Annotated in this window: 24 protein-coding genes and 1 tRNA gene; 16 read left to right on the top strand and 9 right to left on the bottom strand. The window is 48.2% G+C overall.

The features are described from left to right. The first annotated feature begins 26 nt into the window (after window positions 1-26). The 7 genes from GLV81_RS17400 to GLV81_RS17370 all read left to right on the top strand — a co-directional run bounded on the left by GLV81_RS17400 (window position 27) and on the right by GLV81_RS17370 (window position 9,495). Window positions 27-2,591, top strand: coding sequence for a SusC/RagA family TonB-linked outer membrane protein (locus tag GLV81_RS17400; protein WP_197428711.1), 2,565 nt, complete (start codon window positions 27-29; stop codon window positions 2,589-2,591). Continuing rightward, entirely contained in the window at window positions 2,588-3,385 is a 798-nt protein-coding gene (locus tag GLV81_RS17395; protein WP_157480059.1) for a SusC/RagA family TonB-linked outer membrane protein, read from the top strand. Before GLV81_RS17400 ends, GLV81_RS17395 begins: the two co-directional genes overlap by 4 nt. Before the next feature lie 20 nt (window positions 3,386-3,405). Further along, window positions 3,406-4,914: a RagB/SusD family nutrient uptake outer membrane protein gene (locus tag GLV81_RS17390; RefSeq protein ID WP_197428710.1), complete on the top strand. Its 1,509-nt coding sequence runs from the start codon at window positions 3,406-3,408 to the stop codon at window positions 4,912-4,914. Window positions 4,915-4,937: 23 nt separating this feature from the next. Beyond that, complete coding sequence (locus GLV81_RS17385) at window positions 4,938-6,227, top strand: PKD domain-containing protein (protein ID WP_157480055.1); 1,290 nt, start codon at window positions 4,938-4,940, stop codon at window positions 6,225-6,227. A 22-nt stretch (window positions 6,228-6,249) separates the two neighbouring features. Next, window positions 6,250-7,095 carry a glycoside hydrolase family 16 protein gene (locus GLV81_RS17380; protein ID WP_197428709.1) on the top strand — a complete coding sequence of 282 codons (846 nt, stop codon included), beginning with the start codon at window positions 6,250-6,252 and terminating at the stop codon, window positions 7,093-7,095. A gap of 86 nt (window positions 7,096-7,181) precedes the next feature. After that, entirely contained in the window at window positions 7,182-8,153 is a 972-nt protein-coding gene (locus GLV81_RS17375) for a carbohydrate binding domain-containing protein (protein WP_157480053.1), read from the top strand. After that, window positions 8,062-9,495 (top strand): T9SS type A sorting domain-containing protein, encoded by a 1,434-nt coding sequence (locus tag GLV81_RS17370; protein ID WP_197428708.1) that lies wholly within the window; start codon window positions 8,062-8,064, stop codon window positions 9,493-9,495. Before GLV81_RS17375 ends, GLV81_RS17370 begins: the two co-directional genes overlap by 92 nt. A 73-nt stretch (window positions 9,496-9,568) precedes the next feature. On the opposite strand, the gene GLV81_RS17365 is transcribed toward GLV81_RS17370, so the two are convergent. Continuing rightward, window positions 9,569-10,810: a M16 family metallopeptidase gene (locus tag GLV81_RS17365; protein ID WP_157480049.1), complete on the bottom strand. Its 1,242-nt coding sequence runs from the start codon at window positions 10,808-10,810 to the stop codon at window positions 9,569-9,571. A 95-nt stretch (window positions 10,811-10,905) separates the two neighbouring features. Between GLV81_RS17365 and GLV81_RS17360 the strand changes: the two genes are divergently transcribed. Beyond that, complete coding sequence (locus GLV81_RS17360; RefSeq protein WP_157480047.1) at window positions 10,906-11,514, top strand: hypothetical protein; 609 nt, start codon at window positions 10,906-10,908, stop codon at window positions 11,512-11,514. 72 nt (window positions 11,515-11,586) lie between these two features. Here the strand turns inward: GLV81_RS17360 and GLV81_RS17355 are convergent, their stop codons facing one another. The 3 genes from GLV81_RS17355 to GLV81_RS20815 form a co-directional block, all read right to left on the bottom strand. Beyond that, window positions 11,587-14,022, bottom strand: a complete 2,436-nt coding sequence (locus GLV81_RS17355) for an endonuclease (RefSeq protein ID WP_157480045.1) — start codon at window positions 14,020-14,022, stop codon at window positions 11,587-11,589. Window positions 14,023-14,125: 103 nt separating this feature from the next. Next, window positions 14,126-14,905, bottom strand: a complete 780-nt coding sequence (locus GLV81_RS20820) for a PDZ domain-containing protein (RefSeq protein WP_246186397.1) — start codon at window positions 14,903-14,905, stop codon at window positions 14,126-14,128. Then, entirely contained in the window at window positions 14,905-15,378 is a 474-nt protein-coding gene (locus GLV81_RS20815; protein ID WP_246186103.1) for a retropepsin-like aspartic protease, read from the bottom strand. The genes GLV81_RS20820 and GLV81_RS20815 overlap by 1 nt, the downstream gene beginning before the upstream one ends. Window positions 15,379-15,507: 129 nt before the next feature. Here GLV81_RS20815 and mqnC point away from each other — a divergent pair, with 129 nt between their 5' ends. The 3 genes from mqnC (at window position 15,508) to pyrH (ending at window position 17,634) form a co-directional block, all read left to right on the top strand. Next, the gene (mqnC, locus tag GLV81_RS17345) at window positions 15,508-16,635 is read left to right on the top strand and encodes a cyclic dehypoxanthinyl futalosine synthase (RefSeq protein WP_157480043.1); all 1,128 of its coding nucleotides are present in this window, start codon (window positions 15,508-15,510) and stop codon (window positions 16,633-16,635) included. 92 nt (window positions 16,636-16,727) lie between these two features. After that, window positions 16,728-16,801 (top strand) — tRNA-Pro (locus tag GLV81_RS17340). A 119-nt stretch (window positions 16,802-16,920) separates the two neighbouring features. Then, on the top strand, window positions 16,921-17,634 hold the full coding sequence (gene pyrH, locus GLV81_RS17335; RefSeq protein WP_157480041.1) for a UMP kinase: 714 nt from the start codon (window positions 16,921-16,923) through the stop codon (window positions 17,632-17,634). A 96-nt stretch (window positions 17,635-17,730) separates the two neighbouring features. Here pyrH and GLV81_RS17330 read toward each other — a convergent pair whose 3' ends face one another. From GLV81_RS17330 to GLV81_RS17315, 4 genes are all read right to left on the bottom strand, one after another. Continuing rightward, the gene (locus GLV81_RS17330; RefSeq protein WP_157480040.1) at window positions 17,731-17,853 is read right to left on the bottom strand and encodes a 30S ribosomal protein THX; all 123 of its coding nucleotides are present in this window, start codon (window positions 17,851-17,853) and stop codon (window positions 17,731-17,733) included. Window positions 17,854-17,955: 102 nt separating this feature from the next. Then, complete coding sequence (locus GLV81_RS17325) at window positions 17,956-18,225, bottom strand: HU family DNA-binding protein (protein ID WP_157480038.1); 270 nt, start codon at window positions 18,223-18,225, stop codon at window positions 17,956-17,958. A 278-nt stretch (window positions 18,226-18,503) separates the two neighbouring features. Then, window positions 18,504-18,809, bottom strand: coding sequence for a DUF4286 family protein (locus GLV81_RS17320; protein WP_157480036.1), 306 nt, complete (start codon window positions 18,807-18,809; stop codon window positions 18,504-18,506). Window positions 18,810-19,183: 374 nt separating this feature from the next. Beyond that, on the bottom strand, window positions 19,184-19,954 hold the full coding sequence (locus tag GLV81_RS17315; RefSeq protein ID WP_157480034.1) for an exodeoxyribonuclease III: 771 nt from the start codon (window positions 19,952-19,954) through the stop codon (window positions 19,184-19,186). A 237-nt stretch (window positions 19,955-20,191) separates the two neighbouring features. Here GLV81_RS17315 and GLV81_RS17310 point away from each other — a divergent pair, with 237 nt between their 5' ends. The 5 genes from GLV81_RS17310 (at window position 20,192) to tsf (ending at window position 23,983) form a co-directional block, all read left to right on the top strand. After that, window positions 20,192-20,764, top strand: a complete 573-nt coding sequence (locus GLV81_RS17310) for a pseudouridine synthase (protein ID WP_157480032.1) — start codon at window positions 20,192-20,194, stop codon at window positions 20,762-20,764. Window positions 20,765-21,024: 260 nt separating this feature from the next. Next, entirely contained in the window at window positions 21,025-21,396 is a 372-nt protein-coding gene (gene rplM / locus GLV81_RS17305; protein ID WP_425500004.1) for a 50S ribosomal protein L13, read from the top strand. A gap of 134 nt (window positions 21,397-21,530) precedes the next feature. Next, on the top strand, window positions 21,531-21,920 hold the full coding sequence (rpsI, locus tag GLV81_RS17300; protein ID WP_157480030.1) for a 30S ribosomal protein S9: 390 nt from the start codon (window positions 21,531-21,533) through the stop codon (window positions 21,918-21,920). 95 nt (window positions 21,921-22,015) lie between these two features. Further along, window positions 22,016-22,924 (top strand): 30S ribosomal protein S2, encoded by a 909-nt coding sequence (rpsB, locus tag GLV81_RS17295; protein WP_157480028.1) that lies wholly within the window; start codon window positions 22,016-22,018, stop codon window positions 22,922-22,924. Between the two features lie 228 nt (window positions 22,925-23,152). Beyond that, a complete protein-coding gene (tsf, locus tag GLV81_RS17290) occupies window positions 23,153-23,983 on the top strand; it encodes a translation elongation factor Ts (RefSeq protein WP_157480026.1) in 831 nt (276 codons plus the stop codon). A 107-nt stretch (window positions 23,984-24,090) separates the two neighbouring features. Here tsf and porG read toward each other — a convergent pair whose 3' ends face one another. After that, entirely contained in the window at window positions 24,091-24,939 is an 849-nt protein-coding gene (porG, locus tag GLV81_RS17285) for a type IX secretion system protein PorG (RefSeq protein WP_157480024.1), read from the bottom strand. Between the last annotated feature and the right edge of the window lie 53 nt (window positions 24,940-24,992).

The raw sequence follows: 24,992 nt of genomic DNA, 5'->3' as shown, positions 1-24,992 counted from the left end.
CGGCGCAATCCCAACCATTTACAGCAATGGCATCTGATGTGCCATTATTTGCAGGCAGCAAAGGCACGGTCAGTGCTTTTCTCGAAGCCATTCACAAGCGTTTTCAGGTAGACATTGTGTACGAAGCTTCGCGACTGCCCAAAGAGAAAGTAGAATTTGAACCCGGCCAGTACAACAATGCCGAGCAAGCTTTAAACGACTTGCTGACACCATTGGGCTACACGTTCAAAAAACTATCGAGCGGCAGCTATTCTGTAGTGCCTGCCGGTAAAGTGAAGCCTGGTGCAGGCAAAGATTCTATGGATGTAGATGAAGGCGCTGCTACACAAATAGAAGCAGGTGGCAAACCCGACACTTCATTTGTAGTAAAAGGAAAAGTGACCGATGAAAAAACAGGCGCCCCAATTGTAGGGGTTAGTGTAGTGGTAAAGGGCAAAGCCGTGGGCACCCAAACCGATATTGACGGCATGTTCAGCATTGGCCTCAATTCGTCGGGCGACGTGCTTGTATTAACGGTGGTGGGCTATGAAGCCAAAGAATATAAGCCTGATGGCCAGGCGCTGGTCGATATTACGCTGAATCCATCGGCCGCTGTGCTGAGTGATGTGGTAGTAGTAGGTTATGGTACCCGCTCCCGCAAATCGCTGACCACTTCGGTGTCTTCTATTTCTGCAAAAGAAGTAGTAGCTACGCCCGTAGCCGATGCCGCTCAGGCATTGCAGGGCCGCATTGCTGGTGTTACCATTACACAAAACAGTGGTGCGCCAGGTGGTACAGGCGGTACAAGCATTCGCATCAGGGGTATTAGTTCGCTTACCGGTACCAATAACCCGCTGATAGTGGTAGATGGTTATCCCTTGCCCGACCAAGGAGCCGATAACATACTCAACTCTTTTGGCACCGGCGACATTGAAAGCATAGATGTGTTGAAGGATGCAGCTGCCACCGCTATTTATGGTGTACGTGCTTCCAACGGTGTTATCATGATTACCACCAAGCGGGGCAAGGTGGGCAAAACCAGTTTGAATGTAGATATGTACCGCGGCATACAGCAAGCATGGCGCCTGCCCGATATGCTGAACGCAAAAGAATACGCCATTCTCAACAGTGAAGCCCGCATTGCCAGCGGACTCAACATTTTGCCCAAGCTGGCCGATCCTGCTGCTATTGAAGCACAGTATGGCCAAGGCACCAACTGGTTGAACGAAGTGTTTAGAAGAGCCGCCATCACCAATTTTAACCTCACCGCTTCGGGTGGATCGCCCAACGCACAGTACATGCTGTCGGCAGGTTACTTTAAGCAAGATGGTATTTTGTACAAAACCGATTACGAACGTTTTAACCTTCGTTTTAATGGCGATGTAAAAGTGGGCAACCGTATTAAAATCGGCAACTCACTCATGATGAGCAAATCTATTGAGCATGGTGCCGATACCTACACAGCATTCAATAGTATCTTGTTGCTGGCACTTACTTCGCCTCCAACGGTTACACCACGCAACCCCGATGGTACCTATGCCGGTGGTAATGGTTCTACTGATGGTTTCAATGAACCCAACCCCATTTACCAACTGGAAGTACCCCAAAACTCATACATCAAGTATCGGGTAACGGGTAACATTTTTGCAGAACTGGAACTGATGAAGGGATTGAAATTTAAAACCCTGTTGGGTGGTGATTTCAACTTTGCAGAAAACCGCAACTTCAGCCCTGCTACCACTTCTACCGGTGGTCGCCCAATTGTACTTACCGGTTACTCTACACAAAAAGGTTTCTACCCCGATTACCTCGCCGAAATTACTTTGGCGTACGACAAAACTTTTGCAGGCAAGCATAAGGTAAATGCTTTGGTGGGCTATACCACTCAGGAAAACCGCTACTCATTTGTATCGGCCGGAAGAGGCGGCGGTACATTTAGCCAGCTCATTCCTGTGCTCAACAACCAGATTTTTTTGCCTACCGATATATCTCAAATCAGTAATGCTGCAGAAGATGGAATTAATAGCCGGTTTATTTCTTATGTAGGCCGGGTAAATTACGATTTCGACAACCGCGGATTTTTCTCTTTTTCTTTGCGTAGAGATGGCAGTTCCAATTTTGCACCGCAAAATAAGTTTGCCATGTTTCCTTCTGTATCAGCAGGTTGGCGCTTAACAGCTGAGCCATTTATGCAAGATGTAAATTGGCTGAACGAGCTGAAAGTTCGTGGTAGTTTTGGTTATACGGGCAACCCCAATGTCGCAGCATACTCTTACATACAGGCCATCAACCAAAGCTTCCAGTATACATTTGGCAATAGCAGTGGCTCGGGTGGTATTGTACAGGCAGCTGCACCCAGCCGCTCTTACAATCCCGATATCAAATGGGAGAAAAACGAACAACTCAACATTGGTATTGATGCCGCAATGCTCAGTAACAAGTTGCGTTTTTCAGTAGACGTGTATCAGCGCCGTTCTAAAGATTTGATTTTGTATGTAGCGCCTCCATTTGTGTCGGGCACATACGAAGCTGTGCCTTACAACACCGGCACTTTGCAAAACCGTGGTATCGACTTTACTGCGAACGCCAATGTAATCAGCAAAAAGAGTTGAACTGGAACATCAATGCTGTGCTTGGTACTTATAAAAATGAAGTGATTTCATTGGGCCTGAGTGCACCGCTCGATGGTGGCTTTACCCGCATTACTGGTGGTAGCCTTCGCACTACACAAGGTGCGCCGGCCAACTTCTTCTATGGTTTTGTAACCGATGGTATTTTCCAGAGCTATGATGAAATTGCGAAGAGTGCCCGCCAAACACCCGGCAACGATCCAACCACTTCTACAGCTCCCGGCGATATCAAATTCAAAGACCTCAACGGAGATGGTGTGATTGATGATAAAGACCGTACCAATATTGGTAATGCCAACCCCACATTTACTTATGGCCTTACCAATACGGTAAGCTTCAAAGGACTTGAGCTCACTGTATTTGTACAGGGTAGCCATGGCAATAAAGTGCTCAACTTTACCCGCTGGTATACCGAAGGTGGTGTGAGCAATGGCAACTATTCGAAAGACGTGATTAACCGTTGGAATGGCCCCGGTAGCAGCAACAGCATGCCCCGCCTGGTACTCAACGATCCCAACGGCAACAACCGGGTAAGTGACCGCTTTGTAGAAGACGCTTCTTACCTGCGTATCAAAAACGTTCGTTTGGCTTATTCACTGCCCAAGTCATGGATTGGTTTCATGAAAATATCACGTGCACAGATTTACGGCAGCGTTCAAAACCTGCTTACCGTAACCGGCTATAGTGGTTTCGATCCTGAAGTTGGTGGCGGTGTAGACCTTGGCTTCTATCCTCAGGCACGTACGTTCACCATTGGTGCCAACATTGATTTCTAATGCCATTAAAATCTTTTGCCATGATTCAACGAATTATAAAAATCAGTACCTACCTGCTCATGATGGCAGCCATCTTGTTTGGCTGTTCCAAAAAGGACCTCACTATTGAGCCAACCATACCATTGAGTACGGTCGATAATTACTTTCAAACAGAAGCACAGGCCATTGCCGGTATCAATTCGGTTTACACGCCGCTTTCTGCTATTTACAATGGTGCCGCCTGGCATATTGGCGATATCATGAGTGATGATACCGACCTGGGTGGCGGTGGTGGTGGCGACGGTTTGGAAACTGCCGAGCTCGACAATTTTACCGTAACGCCTTTCAACCCCATCATCAATACGCTGTGGGCTCAGAGCTACTATGGCATTTTGCGGGCCAATCTGGTGCTCGAAAAAGTTCCTGCCATTCCTGTAATGAGTGAAACCGTACGGACCCGCATTTTGGGCGAAGCCCGTTTTTTACGTGCTCTCTATTACTGGCATTTGGTGCGGGTGTTTGGCGATGTGCCCCTGTACACAAACGTGATTACGGCGCAGGAGTCGAGTGTGATTGCCCGCTCTCCCAAGCAGAAAGTATTCGATCAAATTATTGCCGACCTGAAAGTAGCTGAAACTGCACTACCTGTACGCTACAGTGGTGGCGATTTGGGCCGTGCTACCCGTGGTGCTGCCAAGGGCTTGCTGGCCAATGTATACCTGTGGCTGGGCGACAAACCCAATGCTGCTGCCAAAGCCAAAGAAGTGATTGATGCAGCTACTTATAGCCTGCTTACCAACTATGCCGACAATTTCAATCTCGATTTGGAAAATGGTCCGGAGTCGGTATTTGAAGTGCAGTACAGAAGTGGTGGCGGCCAGTGGAGCGATTTTGGTGCCGGTCATAAGCTCAATACCTTTTTTGCACCCCGTGCACAAGATATTGTACAAAGCAGTGGCTATGGTTGGAATGTACCTACCAAAGACTTTGCCGACCAGTATGAAAAATCAGGAAGCAGCTATTCAACCATAACAGATAAGCGTCGCCCCGGCAGCATGTGGGTGCCTGGCGATAAGTTTGGTACGTATACTCAGCCTGCTCAGTTGGTTGGTTCTCCTTTGGGCCTCAATGTGCGGAAATATTTTGTACCCATTGCCAACACACTCGGCGATAACGGTGGCTGGACTTGTGCACTCAACGTACCCATCATGCGCTACAGCGAAATCCTGTTGATTTATGCTGAAGCTGCAGGCCCGGCGTTGGGCAAGCCATTTGTTGATCAGGTACGGGCAAGAGCTGGCCTTGCTGCCCTGCCCGCTGGCCTTACCGATGCGCAATACCTCGCTGCTATTTACAAAGAACGCCGCCTTGAGTTTGCATTCGAAATGCATCGTTGGTACGATCTGCTGCGTCATCCCGATCAGAATTATTTTATCACCGTGATGCGGGCTCATGGCAAAACCAATATTCAGGCCAAGCACCGTTATATGCCCATACCGCAGGGCGAACGGGATAAGAACCCCAACCTCACCCAAAACGAAGGATATTGATACCACCCAAAACGATTTTGTATATGAAACAATTACATAAATACAGTGTAGTGGTTATGGCAGCAGCCATGAGCTTGCTGTCTGCTTGCACCAAAACCATTCCGGAACTGAGCGGCACTGCTTCTGTGGCAGACTTCAGCTTTGTACAGGCCCCTGCCAGCGATACGCTTCCGTATGCATACAAAGTGCAGTTTACCAACCAGAGCAAAGAAGAGTTTTTATACCAGTGGGACTTTGGCGATAACGCAGCTTTGTCATCAGAAAAAAGCCCGTTGCATACCTACAAAGTAGGTGGCACTTACGATGTTCGCTTAACAACTGTAGGTACCAATGGCAATAACTCCATTACCAAAAAGGTATTTGTAAATGATGCCTGCAGCAATGCCTTCTTTAAAGTGTTGACGAACTGTGGTACTTCTGAATGGACATGGAGCCTCGACGGCGATGCCATCAAAGTATTGTCGCCCGATGGTACACAGGTGTATTTTGCCGGCGCTGCCGCTGGTTGTCAGGCCGATGATGTGTACAAGTTTGGCGCTGACGGTTCTTTTATTTATGACGCCAACGGACAAACTTTTGATGTGCAAAGCGGCTATAGCTGTCAGGGTCCTAAGTCCAATGCGCTTACCTATAAAGTAGTGGCCAAAACAGGCCAGCAACCCGTGATTATTTTGGGCCCCACCAGCAATGGCGTTGGTAGTCCGTTTATTGGCACCACAGATGTGGTACGCAATAACAGCTACAAAGTGGTGAACTATACCGATGGTACCATGACGCTGCAATCAGTATTGGGCGGTGGCGAATTGCTGGAGGTAAAACTGAAGCGTAAAGTGGCGCTTACATTGGCCGACATTAAGCAACTGCTGACTGGTGCTACCAGCAAAGGCTGGAAGCTTGATGGAACACCCGGTGCCAATGCCATTATTGTTGGTACAGAAGGCAACCCTGCTGAGTATTTTGGTGGTGGTCCGCTGGCCGATTGTCAGTTAGATGATGTGTACACATTTACTACGGCCAACGCTATAAACTACAATGCTAACGGTGCTACTTTCAACGGTGGCAATATTGCGCCCAACTACAACTGTGGCAGCGACCGTTCTTACAACAGCACCTTTACGTTTGCAGCTACCACCGGCGGTGTAGCAGGTATTGCAACCGTTACATTGCCAGGCACACCGTTGCCCGCCTTTATTGGTACCACAGATGTACCGGATAATACTTATCGCATCATCGAAATTTCTCCCACCCGAATGACACTCCGTGCCGGCAGTGGCAGCGGTACTGTGTTCCAGTTTAAAATGGTAGCACAATAACACTCACATCAAAAAATCAGTTATGAAGAAATTAGTGTATTCTATAGTAACGCTGGTTGCAGTGATGCAACTGAGCAGCTGCACCGAAGAAAAAGTGATTCCGCCCATTACTGCACCGCAGGTAATTATTGACAAAGACTGGAAATTTGAAACCACACCTACCTGGCAGGACAATTTTGACGGCACTAGTGTAGACCAAAGCAAGTGGACATTTGAAACAGGCGGCAGTGGTTGGGGCAACAATGAATTGCAGAATTATACCAATGGCAACAATGCCAAAATTGAAAATGGTGCATTGGTAATAGAAGCCCGCCGCGAAAGCAGCAATGGCCGTGAATACAGCAGCACCCGAATGATTTCGAAAGGCAAGGGCGAATGGTTGTATGGCCGTTTTGAAATACGTGCCAAGCTGCCCAAGGGCCGTGGTACATGGCCCGCCATTTGGATGCTGAGTGCAGACAACAATTATGGTACCTGGCCTGCCAGTGGTGAAATTGACATCATGGAGCATGTGGGTTATGATCCGGAAAAAGTACACTGCAGTGTACACACATCTGCCTACAACCATACCCGCAACACGCAAAAAACCGCCAGCCGTATGGTGCCCGGTGCTTTGGATGCGTTTCATGTATACCGCGTAGACTGGACTCCTTACGCAGTTCGCGGTTATGTAGACAATGTGCAGTACTTCGAATTCATCAATGAAAACAAAGGGTTTACTGCATGGCCTTTCGATAAAAAGTTCTTCATGATTTTGAACGTAGCCGTAGGCGGTAACTGGGGTGGTGCGCAAGGGGTAGACAATACCATCTTCCCTGCCAGAATGGAAGTAGACTACGTGAAAGTGTTTAAGATGATTGAACAGTAATCAACCAGTCAGGCCTGTGCTACTTTTCTTACACAGGCTTGACCTTTTTTAATATCCAGCTTGTTCATTTCAAAATCCGATTGCACATGAAAAAACTCTACGCAACACTATCCTTGTTGCTGGCGGCATTCACTATAGGCATGGCGCAACCCGCAGTATTCGACGACGATTATGCGGCCGGTATCAGCTTCTCTGCTTTTGGCGGTTCTGCCAATAGCTTGACTATTGATGCAGCCAATGCAAGGCCCGGTTCATCGGGTACCAAATCTTTAAAGGTAGATGTACCAGCCGCAGGTTACACTGGCGGCGCCATGGTCGCTGCTACCAATGCCAACCTCAGTGCTTACAATGCAGTTTCTTTTTGGGTAAAAGCCAGTAAGGCCGTTACACTCAATGTAAGTGGCTTGGGTAACAATGCCGCTTCTGATGCTTATCAAACTGAGCTCAACAACGTAGCGGTTAGTACCTCTTGGGTAAAAGTGATTATTCCCATTCCGGATGCGTCAAAACTCACTGCCATCAATGGTTTGTTTCACTTTGCCGAAGGCTCAGATGAAGGCGCTTATACCTTGTGGTTCGATGACATTACTTATGAAAATCTTACCGGTGGTATCATTGGTACACCCACTGCAGTGATGGACAACCAAAGCCTTACCAAAGCCGTTGGTGGCACATTTACCGCCACTGGCGTAAGAGCTACTTTTCCGGTGAATAGTGTGAACACACAAATCACATTGAAAGGTGTTTATCTCACCTTCACCAGCAATCCTGTTGGCCGCATTACGTTTGATGCCAACGGTATTTGTACTGCTGCTACTGTAGGTTCGGCTACTGTAACGGCAACCCTGCAAGGTGCAGCTGTCACAGGTTCAATATCCGTTACTGTATCTGGAGCTGCCAGCGAACCTAATACTGCAGCACCTACACCACCAGCCCGCAGTGCCGGCGATGTACTGTCTGTATACAGTGCAGACTTATACCAACGTAACCGGTATCAACTGGAATCCCAACTGGGGGCAGTCTACCGTAGTAAGCGAAGTACAGGTGGCAGGCAATGATACCCGCAAATATGCCAACCTCAACTATCAGGGCTTTGAGTTTACGCCGGCCCTCAACCTCACCGGCATGACCAAACTGCACTTTGATATCTGGTCGCCCGACTGTACGCAGTTTCAGTTCTATCTTATCAGTCCCGGACCTGTAGAAATACCAGCTACCATTACCCCAACCTTAAGCGGTTGGAAAAGTGTAGATGTAGACCTGAGTAACTTTAGTCCTGTAGTGCTGAGCAATGTGTTTCAGTTTAAAATAGTAGGCACACCATTTGGCACCAGTACGGTATGGCTCGACAATATTTATTTCTATAAGAGTGCTGCATTGCCTACTTCACCCACCACTGCCGCACCTACACCACCGGCCAGAAATGCAGGTGATGTAATTTCTGTTTTCAGTAATGCATACACCAATATTACCGGTGTCAACTTCAATCCGGGTTGGGGTCAGTCTACGGTGATTGCAGATGAGCAAATTGCCGGTAACGACACGAAGAAATATTCTACCCTCAACTATCAGGGCTTTGAATTGTCGCCTGCTTTGAACCTCACCGGCATGACGAAGCTTCACTTCGATTTGTGGACGCCAAACAGCACCCAATTCAAGTTCTTCCTCATTAGCCCCGGACCTGTGGAATCGGCCGTAACTGTTACACCTACGCTGAGCGAATGGGTAAGTGTAGATGTTGATCTCTCCACTTTTGGCTCGGTAGTGATGAATAACGTATTCCAATTTAAGCTAGAGTCGTTGCCATTTGGTACTACCACTGCATGGCTCGATAATATTTATTTCTACAAGGAAGGCTCCTTGCCTGTGAAGTTTAATGGCTTTACTGCTGCCGCCAATGCGGGTGCCGTATTGCTGAAATGGGGTACTGCCAGCGAAAGCAACAACAAAGGCTTTACCGTGGAAAAAAGTGCTGACGGCCTTACCTGGAGCGACATTGGTTTTGTAGCCGGTGCAGGCAATAGCAACAGTCAGCGTCAGTATGTATTTACCGACAACAAACCCGGTAAAGGCAACAACTACTATCGCCTGAAACAAACAGATCTGGATGGCAAACAAGCCTTTAGCGAAGTACGCATGGTGAACATGGCCGCCAAGCGTGGCGCAGTGACGGTATTCCCCAATCCTGCCAAGGGTATGGTATACCTCAACACCGATGCGGTGAGTGGTACACTGCAGTATCAGCTGCTGAACATGAATGGCAAAGCGGTGCTGAGTGGCCAAGTGAACGTAAGCAATGGCCAGCAAAGCATTAATATTCAAACCGTGCCAGCAGGTACGTATCTGTTGCGGTTGACTGCCAATGGCGTTAGCAGCACAGAAAAACTGATTGTGCAGTAAAGTTGGATATCATGTTGTAATGAAAAAGACCGTGGCTTGTGCCGCGGTCTTTCTTTTGTAGGAAACAAAATCATCAGTTCATATTGCTTCGATAGTACAAGGTATTGCTGTTGGTTTCGGTGAAAATCGTGTTTGCCGTTTCCATGAATTGAGCGGCTGTAACGCTTTGGTATTTATTCAGCTCTGTATTCATTTCAGCAGCATCGCCCAGCAGCTCATAAAATGCCAGGTTGTTGGCCCGGTTCATCAGGCTCATGTCTTCAAAGGAGATGATGCTTTCCGTTTTGTTTTTGGCTTTTTGCAATTCTTGTTCGGTTACACCTTGTTGTAAGAGTTGTGCAATTTCGGCCTGCACAGCAGCTTCTGCAGCTTCGGGGGTAATGCCTTTTACCAGCTTGCCTTCAATTACCAACATACCCGGGTCGATGCTGCCAAAGTGGTAGCATTCAATATTGCTGAACAAGCGTTGCTCTTTTACCAAATGCTGATACAGCCTGCTGCTGGCGCCACTGCCCAATACTTCGGTAATCAAATCGGTAGCATGATAGGCTGCATCTTGCCGGCCGCATACGTGCCAGGTTTTGTAAAAAGCATCCAGCGGCACACTGGCCGTTACATCCATGCGGCGGGGGGCAGTTTGCACTGGTTCTTTGGGCAGCTGGCGTACATATTTTGTACCCGACGGAATATCACCAAACCATTTTTCTGCCAGTGCTTTTACCTCGGCTGTTTGTACAGGCCCGGCCACCACTAGTATAGCATTGCAAGGGGTGTAGTGCTTGAAGAAAAAGTTTTTTACATCGTCGAGCTGCGCTTCTTCTACATGGCGTAGTTCTTTGCCAATGGTCATCCAGCGATAGGGATGCTGTGTATAGCTCAGCTCCCGCAATTTGTGCCACACATCGCCGTATGGTTTATTGATGTAGTGTTCTTTGAATTCTTCACAAACCACTTTGCGTTGTACTTCCAAACTTTCGGGGCTAAATGCGAGGCTCAGCATGCGGTCGCTTTCGAGCCAGAAAGCGGTTTCCAAATTTTCTACCGGCAGTTGTATGTAGTAGTTGGTGAGGTCGTTGGTAGTATAGGCATTGTTTTCGCCGCCGGCCATTTGCAACGGCTCGTCGTATTCGGGTATGTTGATGCTGCCGCCAAACATGAGGTGCTCAAACAAATGGGCAAAGCCGGTGCGGTCCGGGTTTTCATCACGGGCACCTACATCGTACATCACATTTACCACGGCCATGGGGGTGCTAAAATCAGGATGAACGATAACAGTAAGCCCGTTGGGCAACATGAATTTTTCGTAGTGAATCATAGGGGGCAAAAATCGGCATTGAGGTTGGATATACCAACACAAGCCTTGAGCGGCATTAGATGCCGATGGAGTAGTATTGCAATAAAATACAGATAATGATGCGTAGAATTTTGGTCACAGCTCTGTTGTGTAATTTGTTGTTGGTGGTAGCTGCACAAGAAAGAGTAGAAGATAAACGCTTTGGTTTTTCTATGGAGAAACCAGAAGAGTGGCATACGGTTACACAGGAAGTGACAGCCTCAAATCTCGAAAAATTTAATTTCAGTAAAGAGGAGATGGAACGATTGCTAAAGAGTCACAACAACTCTATTCGTATCGGGTCATTCATGAAATACAAGCCTCAAACCCATGCTGGTATCATTCCTACCATCAACATTCTGGTGCGAAAAAATCCGGTACCTGCAAGCAACTTCGATGATTTTTTTGACATGATGGAAGCTAGCATTAAGCAAATGAAAAGCTTGTTTACAAACTTTGTGATTCAAAAGGGACCTGACACAGTGACCTTGAGTAACAAGAAAGTATTTTTTGCAATTGTTACATATACTATGGAATCCGGTGGCAAAAAATATGATATCAGAACAAGAACCTATTCGATACCCGGCGACGGATACTTTATTCAATTGAGCATGATTGATGCACCCAAGTCTGAAGATTGTACAGCACTTTATGACAAGCTTCAGCAAAGCGTTTCACTCAATTAGTAGCATCTTACCAAATAAAAAAAGCCGAAGCAAATCGCTCCGGCTTTTTTATGATGTAGTTGCAATGCTGTATTAGCGGGCCACGTTGAACGACTGGCTGCTCACGGTGCCGTTGTCGGCTTTGAGCTGCACCAGGTAGCGGCCAGCAGGCAGTTGCTGTACCGATACAGCTACCTGACCACGCTGGTTGCTCAGCTGACGGCTGTACACATTACGGCCAGTCATATCGGTAACAATGAGGCTACCGCTGAACAGGCTGCTGCCCAGTTCTACAGTAATGTTGCTGCTGGCAGGGTTGGGGTACACCTGAAAGCGAACATTGGCCTGCAGGTGAATGGTAAACACACTGCTCAGTTTGCTGCTGCCATCTTTATCTATCATTTTGAGGCGATAGTACAGGCGGCGACCACCCAGCTTGCTTACATCATCGCTGTAATTGTAGCTGCGTACGTTGCGGCCATTTACAGTACCTACCGTTACATAATCAGTACCGTTTACACTGCGCTGAATGTCGTAGCGGCTAAAGTTGGCTTCGTTGTTGCTCTGCCATTGCAGTTGTACATCGGTGCCTTTTAATTGGCCCTTAAACCACTCAAGGGTAACAGGCAATGTGCCCAAGCCGGCGCAAGTGCTGTTCCAAACCATTTCTACATATTCAGGATGGTCGATGTAAGGGTTGCGGTTGCCCTGGAAAGTGTAAGCAGCATTGTTGCGGTCTCGTTCTTTTTGGCTTACAGGATCCTGATTGTGCCATTTAATCATGAGGCGCAGGTAGTCAATATCAACACTTGGGAAAGTAGTGTTATCGAATGCCTGCGTACCAAATGCACCACCGGTAAAGGTGGTCATGTTGTCTTGATAACGGGTAACGAAATACAAGAAAGCACGGGCTACATCGCCTTTGTATTCGTTGATGGGTTCAAAAGCTGTACCCGTAAGACCTGCAAATGCATTGGGGCCAAGTTTGCTGCCGTTGAGGCTGGTCCAGCTGGGGTTGGTTACTTCACCATAGATGTAACTGCTGCGCTGGTTGTTGACCAATTTATCGGTAGGCATAATGTGCAGGTAGTCGGTAGCAGGGCCAGAGTTGTTTGTATTGCCATCAAACCAGTCGACCGGAACTGTGTGTTCACGGTTGTACTTGTCGCCTTCAACAGCGCCGCCGGTACCATTGTCTTGCTGGCCACCGCTGGCTACTGTGCCAGGAGTAAAGTTGTAGGGGTCAGTTCCGGTGGGGTTATCGCTGTAGATGTCCCATATAACGTTAGCAGAACCGGTTCCCACTTCACGGGGCTTCACATCGCTGATGAGGTATTGGGCCCACAGGTCGGTATAGGTTTTGGGAGTATTGCCGGTGGTAATGGCTGTTTTCAATGCCGTTTTCAAAGGCGCACAGCTCAGGCCAATGGCACCATCATAGTAGCCGGTGGGCCAATCGGTAGTGCCGCCGGTTGTGGTGGTGCTGTTGCCGTTGAGCGAAGTAGCGAAATACAGCGGGCCATTGCTACAGGCATAACCATTGAGGCTAAATACAAAGAAGTAGTACTGGGTTCCAGCCGTAAGTCCGGTGGAAGAAAACGAAGTAGCAGTGCCGTTGTACACCACTACACCATTGCCTACAGATGTGCCTACGGCATAGTTAATGCCATCGAATGGCGTAAAGCCTAGGCTGCTGCTAGTGCTGCGAAACACTACATAACCATCTGCACTGGCGCTGGCGGTAAATGAACCTGAAATGGCAGTGCTGGCCGGCGTAAGCACCAGATTGGTTGGTGCAGCAGTAGGGTTGGTGCAAAATACACCTGCGGTACCGGTGGGCGTTACACTCACATCGTCTATGGCAAGTGCATCATCGCTGGATGCAATATCGGCATCTGTCCAGCGGAGGTAAACAGAAGTACCATTTGGAATATTTAAACCGGTAATGGTGGCCGTAACTGTACCAAAATTGCCGGTGGCATTGCCATCAATCTGGCCCTGAGTAGCGTTGAGTACAGGCGACTGAAAGTCGAGGCTGTTCACATCAATCCAGGTACCGGTAGTAAGGCTGGTGGCATCGGTACTGTACTGAAAATCGAGCCGGTCGGCAGCAGTACGGGCCGAAAGACCTACCCGCCACATTTCGCCACGGTAAGTAATGTCCAGTGCGGTAATAACGCCGCCGGTATTGTTGGTAAACCACACACCAAACGAAGGCAGAAGGCTATTGCTGCGGAGGCTGCCAAGGGCACGGTCGGTGGCGCCGGTGGTGCCATAGCTCCATACGTTACCATTGTTGGCAGCGCCGTTGTCTACACCATACTTGCCGTCCATGAGTGCACTGGCACTGGTGCCTTGTGTTTCTTGCAGCAACCAGCCCGTAGGCAGTGCCAGCGCCGAAGCGGTAGTAGCGCTGTTGTCCAGTGTGTTGAAGTCTTGCGTGTAAGCGGTACCAAGGCTGGTAATGCTTACCTGCGCCAATGCACCGGCCGAAACCAAGAGCATCAATAAGGGTAAAAGTCTTTTCATGTATGCGAAAAATTTGCCGCAAAAGTACAGGGTTACGGCATCTGTCCACCTTAAGTTTCGGTAAAGAAAGACAGGCCAAAGGTGAGCAGCGCTAATTGGCCGGCTATTTGGAAAGTACCCCTTTGGTCCCGCTCATTTTTTTACGAATGGAATGAATGTGTAAAGTGGTTTCAAAAACCTCGTTGTTGCGGGCCAGCACCAACCGTACCCGCTTGCCCGATTGCATCAGTATTTGCTTGTAGGTCTGCAGGTTGTTGCTCAAATTGTTTTCAACGGCCACTACAATATCATTTTCTGCCAGTCCTGCTTTTGCAGCCGGCGATCCGGGTATTACATCGCTTACCAGTATCAGGTTGTTTTGCTGAAAAATACCGAGCCCGGTATAGGAGTAGTCAAAAGCATCGTGAAAATGGCTGTTGGGCAACAGGTGAAATTCTCCTTTTTCGTAGTTGAAAATCACATTGAACCGGCGCAAAATATCGTTGCCAATCAGCCCGCCCAGTTGTGGGTAGGCCGTTACGTTGTAGATGTCTTCAAACACATACACCGGCACATTGCGAAACACATGCGGCCCGAGCCTGAATTTTTTGAGCACCGTCATTTCCATTTCCCGTTTGCCGCCCAGTCCTTCGGCAATGGTGGCGTAACGTTTGCGGTCGGCGGGTATCAGGCTGCTGTCTTTTACATAGGCCGATGAAAAAAGGAGGTTGAGCCCTGCACCGGTATCGAAGTAAAAACGGCTGCGGAGTTTGGTTTTATCGAATACCTCGGCCGGTTGTATGGGCAAGCCGGCAATGGTAGGTTTGAGCAAAAAGCCTTTTTCGGGATACTTAATGCTGCCCTGGCTGTAAATCTTCATGAGATGCGTATCATAATCGAGCATCACGATATAGCGGGATAGCAGGCTGTACCCGATAATGCCATCAATGCGCAGCCCATATACACGCCGGTCAGCAGTTCATAATCGTTGATGTGAAAATTGAGATGGGGCACACTCAGCCCGGGCAAATGCAGGGTATGATTGTAGGCAAACGATACCTGCTTAATACCGGCAATACCCTTTATTGTTTTGTCGGATGGCGTCATGGCTAAGCCCAGGCGTACACAGGTAGCAGTATCCAGCGATATGCCACCGCTGCCGGTATCTAAAATAAAATTGAGGGAATCCTGATGATTGTCGAGGCCGGCTTTCAAAATAACGACACCACCGGTCATTTGCTCAAAACGGAATATGGTGAGCAGTTTGGCAGGAGCTGTTGCTGGCTGGCCCTGCAGCAGCAAGCTGCAACAGAGCCCAAGTATAGCTGTGAGCAGCCGTTGTAAAAGGCTTCTTTCTAAGGTAGTGTCCGCAATCATTCAGGCTCAATTTAAGGGCAAATGCTGGCTTTGCGAAGCCAACTGTCCTATTCGTGTATGAAGGCTTACTTTTGCTCACCTTCGCTGCATGCTTCAACAGTGCAGCGTCAAATTTGTTATACAGTCATCATGTTTGATTTACCTACTTTATACGACAAAGCCCTTCGGTCTGAATTTTTGACCATTGAAGAAGGCATGTTTTTGTTTGAGCATGCACCGCTGGCAGAGCTCATGGCCGTGGCCGATACCCTGCGCCGCCAAAAAGTGCCGCATGGCAAAGTAACCTGGCAAATAGACCGCAATGTAAACACCACCAACGTGTGCATTGCCAACTGTAAGTTTTGCAATTTCTACCGCATTCCCGGTCATGCCGAAGCCTACATTACCGACATGGATACCTACCGCAAAAAAATTGCGGAAACCATTCAGTGGGGTGGCGATCAGCTGTTGCTGCAAGGCGGCCACCATCCGGAGCTGGGCCTAAAGTATTATGTCGATACGTTTCGTGACATCAAGGCGGAGTTTCCCGATATCCGCCTGCATGCCCTCGGGCCACCCGAAGTGGCACACATTACCAAGCTGGAAAAAAGTACCCATGCCGAAGTGCTGAAAGCCTTGCAGGATGCGGGTATGGACAGCCTGCCCGGTGCCGGTGCCGAAATACTGGTCGACAGGGTGCGTCGCCTCATCAGCAAGGGTAAATGTGGTGCGCAAGAATGGCTGGATGTAATGCACGAAGCCCACAAGCTCAACATGGCTACCAGTGGTACCATGATGTTTGGCCACGTAGAAACCCTGCGGGAACGCTTTGAACATTTGGAAAAATTACGGGAAGTGCAAAGCCGTAAACCGGAAGGCAGCTATGGTTTCACCGCATTCATTCCGTGGACCTTCCAGGATGTAGATACCCTGCTTACCCGCATACGTGGCGTACACAACCTTACCACCAGCGAAGAGTATGTACGCATGATTGCCATCAGCCGCATTTTCCTGCCGAACATTACCAACATTCAAGCCAGCTGGCTCACGGTGGGTAAGGCCGTAGCACAAATGAGCCTGCATGCCGGTGCCAACGATTTTGGCAGCATTATGCTCGAAGAAAATGTGGTGAGTGCAGCCGGTGCGCCACACCGATTTACGTACAAGAGCATTCAGGAAGCCATTGCCGAAGCTGGTTTTGAGCCGCAGCTGCGCAACCAGCTGTACCAATGGAGGGAACTACCTGCAGTCATCGAAGAGCAAGTGATAACGTATTGATATTGCTGCACATTATTAGCCATTACAACAAACGCCGGCGCATAAAAAATGCCGGCGTTTTTTTATAGCTGCTGTACTTTTGCTATCTCATTCGGGATGTAGCGCAGCCCGGTAGCGCACTTCGTTCGGGACGAAGGGGTCGCTGGTTCGAATCCAGTCATCCCGACTCAATTTTGCAGGAGCCGCTCCATTGGAGTGGCTTTGTTGTGTACAGTCGATTTCCTTTTTGCTGTCCGCTTTTTTTCAGGTTCTTTGCGCCACTTTCTACGTAAAAATTACCGACACATGGCAGCTAAATTCAAACGGGTATTGCTCAAACTTTCTGGTGAGTCGCTGATGGGCGACAATGCTTTTGGCCTCGATCCTAAAGTGCTGGCGCAATACGCTGCAGAAATCAAGTCCATAGTGGCGGAAGGTGTAGAAGTGGCCATTGTAATTGGCGGCGGCAATATTTACCGCGGCATGAATGAAGCCGACACTGGCATCGAACGTGCACAAGGAGATTACATGGGCATGCTGGCTACCGTTATCAATGGTATGGCCATCCAGAGTGCCATGGAAAAAGCCGGTGTGTATACCCGTTTGCAAAGCGCCATCAAAATGGAATCGGTGGCAGAACCATACATCCGCCGCAGGGCCATGCGTCACCTCGAAAAAGGCCGGGTCGTAATTTTTGGTGCCGGTACCGGCAACCCCTATTTCACCACGGATACTGCGGGTTCACTCAGGGCCATTGAGATTAAAGCCGAAGTAATTTTGAAAGGCACCCGGGTAGATGGTATTTACACCGCCGATCCTGAGAAAGATCCAACCGCTACCAAATACGAGCAAATCAGCTATCAGGAATGCATCAGCAAAAACCTGAAAGTGATGGATATGACGGCGTTTACGCTGTGTATGGAAAATAACCTGCCCATTATTGTATTTGACATGAACACGCCCGGCAACCTGAAAAAAGTGGTGATGGGCGAACAGGTGGGCACTTTGGTGAGTAAATAAGCAGCTACAGATAGCGGCGCTGCGGGCAACCATGGCGCAACAAAAAAGCAACAGTAAACACTGTTGCTTTTAATTTTTCGGGGCGTATCCTGTAGATTACGCTTCTGCTTTTTTCAACACCGCTACACTTTTGTTTTGTGTAGGACGTGCCAAGCGAGACTTACCAAAAGAGCCTTTGAAGATCTTGCCCTTCTTGGTTTTTTTATCACCTCTTCCCATAGTTGATTGATTTTATTAGAGCGGCAAATATAGGCTGATACAACCCAAATAAAAAAGCAGGGCGTTTGCACACCCTGCTTTTTGCTGTAGGTCAGCGTAAAATTAGATCTTTTCAGAAAGCTCTTTGCCTGGCTTGAAGCGGGCAACTTTTTTAGCCTTGATCTTGATGGTTTCACCAGTTTGTGGGTTACGACCTGTACGGGCGGCACGCTTAGAAACTGAGAAAGTACCGAAACCAACCAGGGTTACTTTGTCACCTTTCTTCAGAGTTTTAGTGATGGCTTCTACAAAAGAATCCAGAGCGGCGCTAGCCTGTGTTTTGGCGATACCTGCGTCTTCAGCAATCTTGGCAATCAAATCAGCTTTGTTCATAAAATGAGTTTTTAATTGTCTGCAACAAATATAGAAGGTACCACTATCCGCCAATACCCTGAGTTATCAACATTTAGTTTGCGTAAACCCTTGTCAGTATTGGGTTTGCGCCGATTTTGGTGGTCATGAAAATTAGAGGCAAAAAAAAGCAAAAAACGCTGAAATGCTTGTCTGGCAAGGGTTTCGGCGTTTTGTTTCACGAAATGCAGTGCTGGCGCAGGTTTCAGGGCATATGCTATTTACAAAAACGAAAAAGCCCTGCTGATTCTTTTCCACAATCAGGCCACAATTTCCATCAAACTGCGGAAGGAAATAAACTGGTTGCCCCATTTTTCCATGCTGCTTTGGCGCAGTGCAGGCGCATGTACTTCTATGTAAGTATCGTATTGCTGGTGGCTGTCGGCGTGGTACTGAACGGCGTAGGTAGGGCCGTCTTCGTCCTCGGTTTCCAATAGTCGTACCATTTGAAAACGGTTAAAGCAGCCCGTGGCCATTACTTCGGGTATGTGTACCTGTTGCATCCACTGCAGCCAGTCTTGGTGGATGGCCCAGGTTACTTTGGTGGTGACGTTATAAATGAGCATAGAAATACAAATGTGCTTAAGAGAGAGTATTTATTGCACTTGCCGAATACGGAGATTTTTGAACCACCAAGGCGCTAAGAAGGCACAAAGGAACACGAAGTTTTTGCAGAGTGAATTTAAAACCGAATAGCCCGTGAATCTGCGGCGCATCAATCCAAACATAATTCATCAGCGCAAAACCTGTATCCATCCGTAAAAATCCGCGTCCCAATACGGAGATTTTTGAACCACCAAGGCGCTAAGAAGGCACAAAGGAACACGAAGTTTTTGCAGAGTGAATTTAAAACCGAATAATCCGTGAATCTGCGGCGAATCAATTCAGACATAATTCATCAGCGCAAATCCTGTATCCATCCGTAAAAATCCGCGTCCGATCATTTACCCAGCTCCACATACACAGGGCAGTGGTCGCTGTGTTTTACATCGGGGTAAATAGCGGCGGCTTTGATGCGGGGCGCCAGATTGCCGGTTACAGAAATGTAATCGATGCGCCAGCCTTTGTTGTTGAGCCGCACACTCGGAAAGCGCTGGCTCCACCAACTATATGCACCAGTTTGCTCAGGGTTCAAATGACGGTAAGTGTCAATCAAATCATGCGATAGCCATTTGTCCATCCAGGCTCGTTCTTCTGGTAAAAAGCCGCTTGACTTTTTGTTGCCCTTCGGGTCGTGGATGTCTATTTCGCGGTGGGCAATGTTGTAATCGCCGGTAATTACCAACTGCGGCCGGCTTTGGCGCAGGTCATTGATATGCCCCAAAAACTCATCGAGCCACACGTATTTATAGGCTTGCCTTTCATCGCCGCTGGTACCGCTGGGAAAATAGGCGTTCACCACGGTCACATCGCCAAAATCGGCCCGTATCACCCGGCCTTCTGCATCGCTTTGGGCAATGCCATTGCCATACAGTACTTGGTCGGCGGGCTTTTTGGTGAGAATAGCCACGCCGCTGTATCCCTTCTTCTCGGCACTAAACCAATAATCATGGTAGCCCAGCTCGGTAAATGTGCGGTGGTCAATATCTTCTTTCACTGCTTTGGTTTCCTGCAGGCAAATGATATCGGCGGGGTCGGTTTGCAGCCAGTCGAGAAAGCCTTTTTTAATGGCCGCCCGAATACCGTTGACGTTGTAGGATATGATACGCATAGATAGATGTGAAAATGAGTAAATGTGCTGATGTGCTAATGGGACAACAAATAAACTATGAAAAGGGAATGTGAAGATGAGCAAATTTGAAAATGTGCCAATGTGGCTACTGCCTGATTTGATTTCAACAACAACAGAGTCAATTATCTTTCTTCTTAGCTTCTTTGCTGCTTAGCGATACTATTTCTTCGTTTTCCTTTGTGTATCCTCGTGTCTTGGTTGTTCAAAAACTAGTTTATGCCCAAACTCAAATACTACCTCATCTACAAGCCTTTTCAGGTTATGAGTCAGTTTAGCCCGGTGGAAGGCAAGCAAACGCTGAAGGATTTTTTTGCGGTGGAGCAAGATGTGTATCCTGTGGGCCGGCTCGATTATGACAGCGAGGGCCTGCTGCTGCTCACCAACGACAAACGCCTCAACCAGCAACTGCTGCACCCCAGCACCAAAACCGAAAAAGAATACTGGGTGCAGGTAGAAGGTCAGATAACTGATGAAGCTTTGCAACAGCTGGAAAAAGGGGTACTCATTTCTATTGATGGCAAAACCTACCACACCCTGCCAGCCAAAGCAAGGCTGCTGCCTGCAGAGCCCAACATGCCGGAGCGGCATCCCCCCATCCGCTACCGGGCCAGTATTCCCACCAGCTGGATCAGCCTGACCATTACCGAAGGCAAAAACCGGCAGGTACGCCGCATGACGGCCGCTGTGGGTTTTCCTACCCTCCGGCTGGTACGCTGGCGTCAGGGCAGGCTTACTATTGAGGGCCTGCAGCCGGGTGAAATGCGGATGCTGGATGGAATAAGATTGTAAACAACCATCGCCGCAAACATTGCAGGCATAAGCCTTTCGGCATTTCGCTGCCTCAAAAGCCTTGTCAGCGGCCACTTTCAGCTATCGTTGTAAAAATGCAGTAAAAACTTTTATTGAAAATCAATGTGTTGTAATAGGTGCTTGTAAAAAACACCTGTAAAGCTTTGGCTATTTGCTGTTGTTCCTGATACCTTTGCGGCCCAATTTGTAAACCGGATGGTGTACGGGATGGCGACACTATCCAATATAAAAAAACAAGAATGAGCAAGTTACATTTCACTACAAAGCATGCGAATGCGGCTACCGTACAGCGTCAGTGGTTCGTTGTAGACGGTACCAATCAAACCGTAGGACGTATGTGTGCCCGTATTGCCGCCGTACTGCGTGGCAAGCACAAGGCCTCATACACTCCACACGTAGACACTGGTGACTACGTGATTGTTATCAACGCCGATAAGGTGGTTTTTACCGGCAACAAGTTTGAAGACAAGATGTACCAGAATTTCAGCGGTTATCCCGGCGGTCTCAAAGAAGAAGCTGCGAAAGATTTGCTGAAGCGTCGCCCCGAAGTAATTGTTGAACGTGCCGTAAAGGCATGCTCCCCAAAAACCGTTTGGGTCGCAAAATGGTGAAGAAGCTGTTTGTATATGCTGGCACACAGCATCCGCACACTGCGCAGCAACCAAAAGATCCGAAATTCTAACAACCCCTAATGCCCACAGGGGCGATAGGATTTTACCACATTACAATCTCAAATTCCAAATAAATGGAAAAGCAAAAAAATGCATTGGGTCGTAGGAAAGAAGCGGTTACCCGCGTATTTCTGACCAAGGGTAGCGGCGCTATCACTGTAAACGACAAGGATTACAAAGTGTATTTCCCACTGGTATACCTGCAAAATCAGGTAGAACTGCCATTGAAAACCGTTGAAGGCATCGACAAGTACGATGTGAAAGTAAACGCTGCTGGTGGTGGTATCAAAGGTCAGGCCGAAGCTACCAAGCTCGGTATTGCCCGTGCCCTCATCGAAGTAAACCCAGAGTTCCGCCCTGCACTGAAAGCCGCTGGCCTGCTGACCCGCGACCCACGTGCTGTAGAACGTAAAAAACCTGGTAAGAAGAAAGCACGTAAGAGCTTCCAGTTCTCTAAACGCTAATTCCGTTTTTGGTTTTTGGTTTGTTGTTATTGGTTATCCAAATGGCACAAACCAACAACAAACAAAAAACTACAAACAACAAACAAGACATTCTCATGGAACAAAATACTTCTCTCCAGCAGCAGCTTCTCGATGCAGGTGTACACTTTGGTCACCTCAAGAAGAAGTGGAACCCCAAAATGCTGCCGTTCATTTTTGCCGAAAAGAAAGGCATCCACATCATCGACCTCAACAAAACAGTAGAAGGTTTGCAGGAATCTGCAGCCGCCCTCAAGCAAATTGCTAAGAGCGGTAAGAAAATCATGTTTGTGGCTACCAAAAAGCAGGCTAAAGAAATCGTTACAGAATGTGCTCAGCGTGTAAACATGCCTTACGTTACTGAACGTTGGTTGGGTGGTATGCTCACCAACTTCAACACCGTACGTAAGAGTGTGAAGAAAATGCAGAGCATCGAAAAAATGCTGAACGACGGTACACTGGAAAGCATTACCAAAAAAGAACGCCTCACTTTGACCCGTGATAAGGACAAAATGGAAAAAGTACTCGGTGGTATTGCCAACATGAGCCGCATTCCTGCTGCCCTGTTTCTGGTTGACATTGGCCACGAGCACATCGCTTTGGCTGAAGCCCGTCGCCTCGGTATCACTACCCTCGGTATGGTAGATACCAACTGCGATCCCAACAAAGTAGACTTCGCCGTTCCTGCCAACGATGACGCTACCAAGTCTATCGCTATCATCGTAAACTACCTCACTGCTGCAATTGCCGAAGGTTTGGCTGAGCGTCAGGCTGCTAAAGACGAGGATACTGAAGAAGAAGTAACCGAAGCTTCAGCTCGTTTTGATGCCGAAGAAGGTGGTGAAGACCGTGACCGTGCTGGTCGTGGCGGCCGTGGTGGCCGTGGCGGCAACAGCAATACTGCTGGTGGTCCTGGTGGTGCTCCCCGTCGCCGTGTAGCCAATGCTGGCGGCGGTGGTCGTAAGCCAGCCGGTGGTGGCCGCTAATGTCCGGTAGCCCATGGGCTTCATTCATTAGGCTGCATCAAATGTTGTACTTAATGAAACCATAATAAAACCTGCTCCGGTTTGCGCTGCTACCAAACGAACTTTGGGTATCGCACCGGAGCATGTTTAATAACGACCATGCACTTGTTTTGAAAAATGGAAATGCGCAACCTAACGGATGCTTCATTTTCACATTTTCACCTTGTCAAATTTTCAAATTCAACTCATATGTCAACTGTAACAATTACCGCTGCTGATATTAATAAACTCCGTCAGGCTACTGGTGCCGGTATGATGGATTGCCGCAAAGCGCTGACTGAAACCAACGGCGACTTCGAAGCTGCCATCGACTGGTTGCGTAAGCAAGGCCAGAAGATTGCTGCCAAGCGTAGCGACCGCGAAGCCAAAGAAGGTGTAGTAATTGCACAAACCACTGCCGACAACAAAACCGGTATTGCCGTGTATATCAGCTGCGAAACTGACTTCGTATCTAAGAATGCTGACTTCGTTGCCTTTGCACAAAGCATTGCCGACGCTGCTATTGCCAACAACGTAAAAAGCGCTGAAGAACTGGCTGAAGTAAGTGTAAACGGTACTAAGGTTGCTGAACTCATCAACGACAAACTGGCTTCTATCGGCGAAAAAATCGGTATCAGCAAGTTTGAGCGTGTAGACGCTGAATACGTAGCCTCTTACATCCACGGTGCATACCGCATGGGCGTATTGGTAGGCCTGAGCACAGCAGCTGCTGATGCAGGTAAAGACGTAGCGATGCAAATTGCTGCCATGAACCCACTGGCCGTTGATGCTTCAAGTGTATCTGCCGAAACCATCGAACGTGAACGTGCTATTGTGATCGATCAAATGAAGAACGATCCTAAAATGGCCGGTAAGCCTGAGGAAATGATTGCAAAAATTGCCGAAGGTAAACTCAATGCTTTCTTTAAAGAAAATACGTTGATGCAACAGCCTTTTGTAAAAGACAGCAGCAAAACCGTAGCAGAATACCTGGGCAGCAATGTACAGGTGCTCGGCTTTAAGCGTGTAGCGCTGGGATAATCACCGATAACTTGCACTGCCCAACAGTGCATACCATAAGGAAGGCCCACCAAACGGTGGGCCTTTTCTATTCTAGGTTATAAAGGAAAAATGTAGCCGCTGCAAGCTTAGTAAGCCGTAGGGCAACGATAAGAAGTAAGGTTAAACGTAATACCAATTTGTGCAGTAATGAATTGGTCTTTTTGCAAACTATTGCCCCGCTGTCTGCCTGCCAGGCCAATGGGAGCTCCCAGTTCGTAGCTACGGTCTTGTAGCAAAAACGCAGGAGATGAACTACCATCGGGCAGGTTAGGAAAAGCAGCCGAACCGGCGTAAGTGCCACTTACATCATCCAGATAATCGGTATTGGTAAAACGATGGGTTATCTCAAATGTAAGATTGGTACGGGGCGAAATGTTGTACTTGATGCCGAAACCTACCGGAAAGCAAACGGCCATGCTGCTGTAAGGCTTGCGGTCGGGGTAGAGTGCTGAGCCCTGACCTTCGGTGCCAAGAGGTCGCAGGAAATATTTTTCGCCACCGAGGTAGGCATAGGGGTCGTAGGTAAAAAAGCCTGCCCCCATGGTTACATACGGTGTGAAATTGTAGTCTCTTTCGCCGGGAATGAACCGGAAGAAATTGAAATCGCCCATGAGTGCCAGTTCAAACACATCGCTGTTGAAGCTGAGGTTGCGGGTACGCTGGGTATTGTTTTTGCTGTACACATCGCTGAAACCCAATCTTGCATAGGTACCTTGTAGGCGTAGGGCGATGTATTTGCCAAACTGTTTTCTAAACAGCAAAGAGAAAGCAGGTTTGGGACGGCGGAGGCTGGCTCTGGTATTGAGGTCGCCAAAGTAGTGTGCAGCACCTACCGCTACGCCAAACTCTCCGTTGAGCACAGTTGATTCATACAACTGACTTTTGCCGGGTAATGTAGCCGCAAGCAGTAACGATGCGATTAGCCATTTTTTCATGAATACAAAATAACGGGGTACCTCAATAAAACGTTTGCAAACCCATTTTGGTA

Source organism: Phnomibacter ginsenosidimutans, assembly GCF_009740285.1.
GTDB classification, from domain to species: Bacteria; Bacteroidota; Bacteroidia; order Chitinophagales; family Chitinophagaceae; genus Phnomibacter; species Phnomibacter ginsenosidimutans.
The sequence above is the reverse complement of the archived record's forward strand: the minus strand, read 5'-3'. Positions and strand labels throughout refer to the sequence as shown.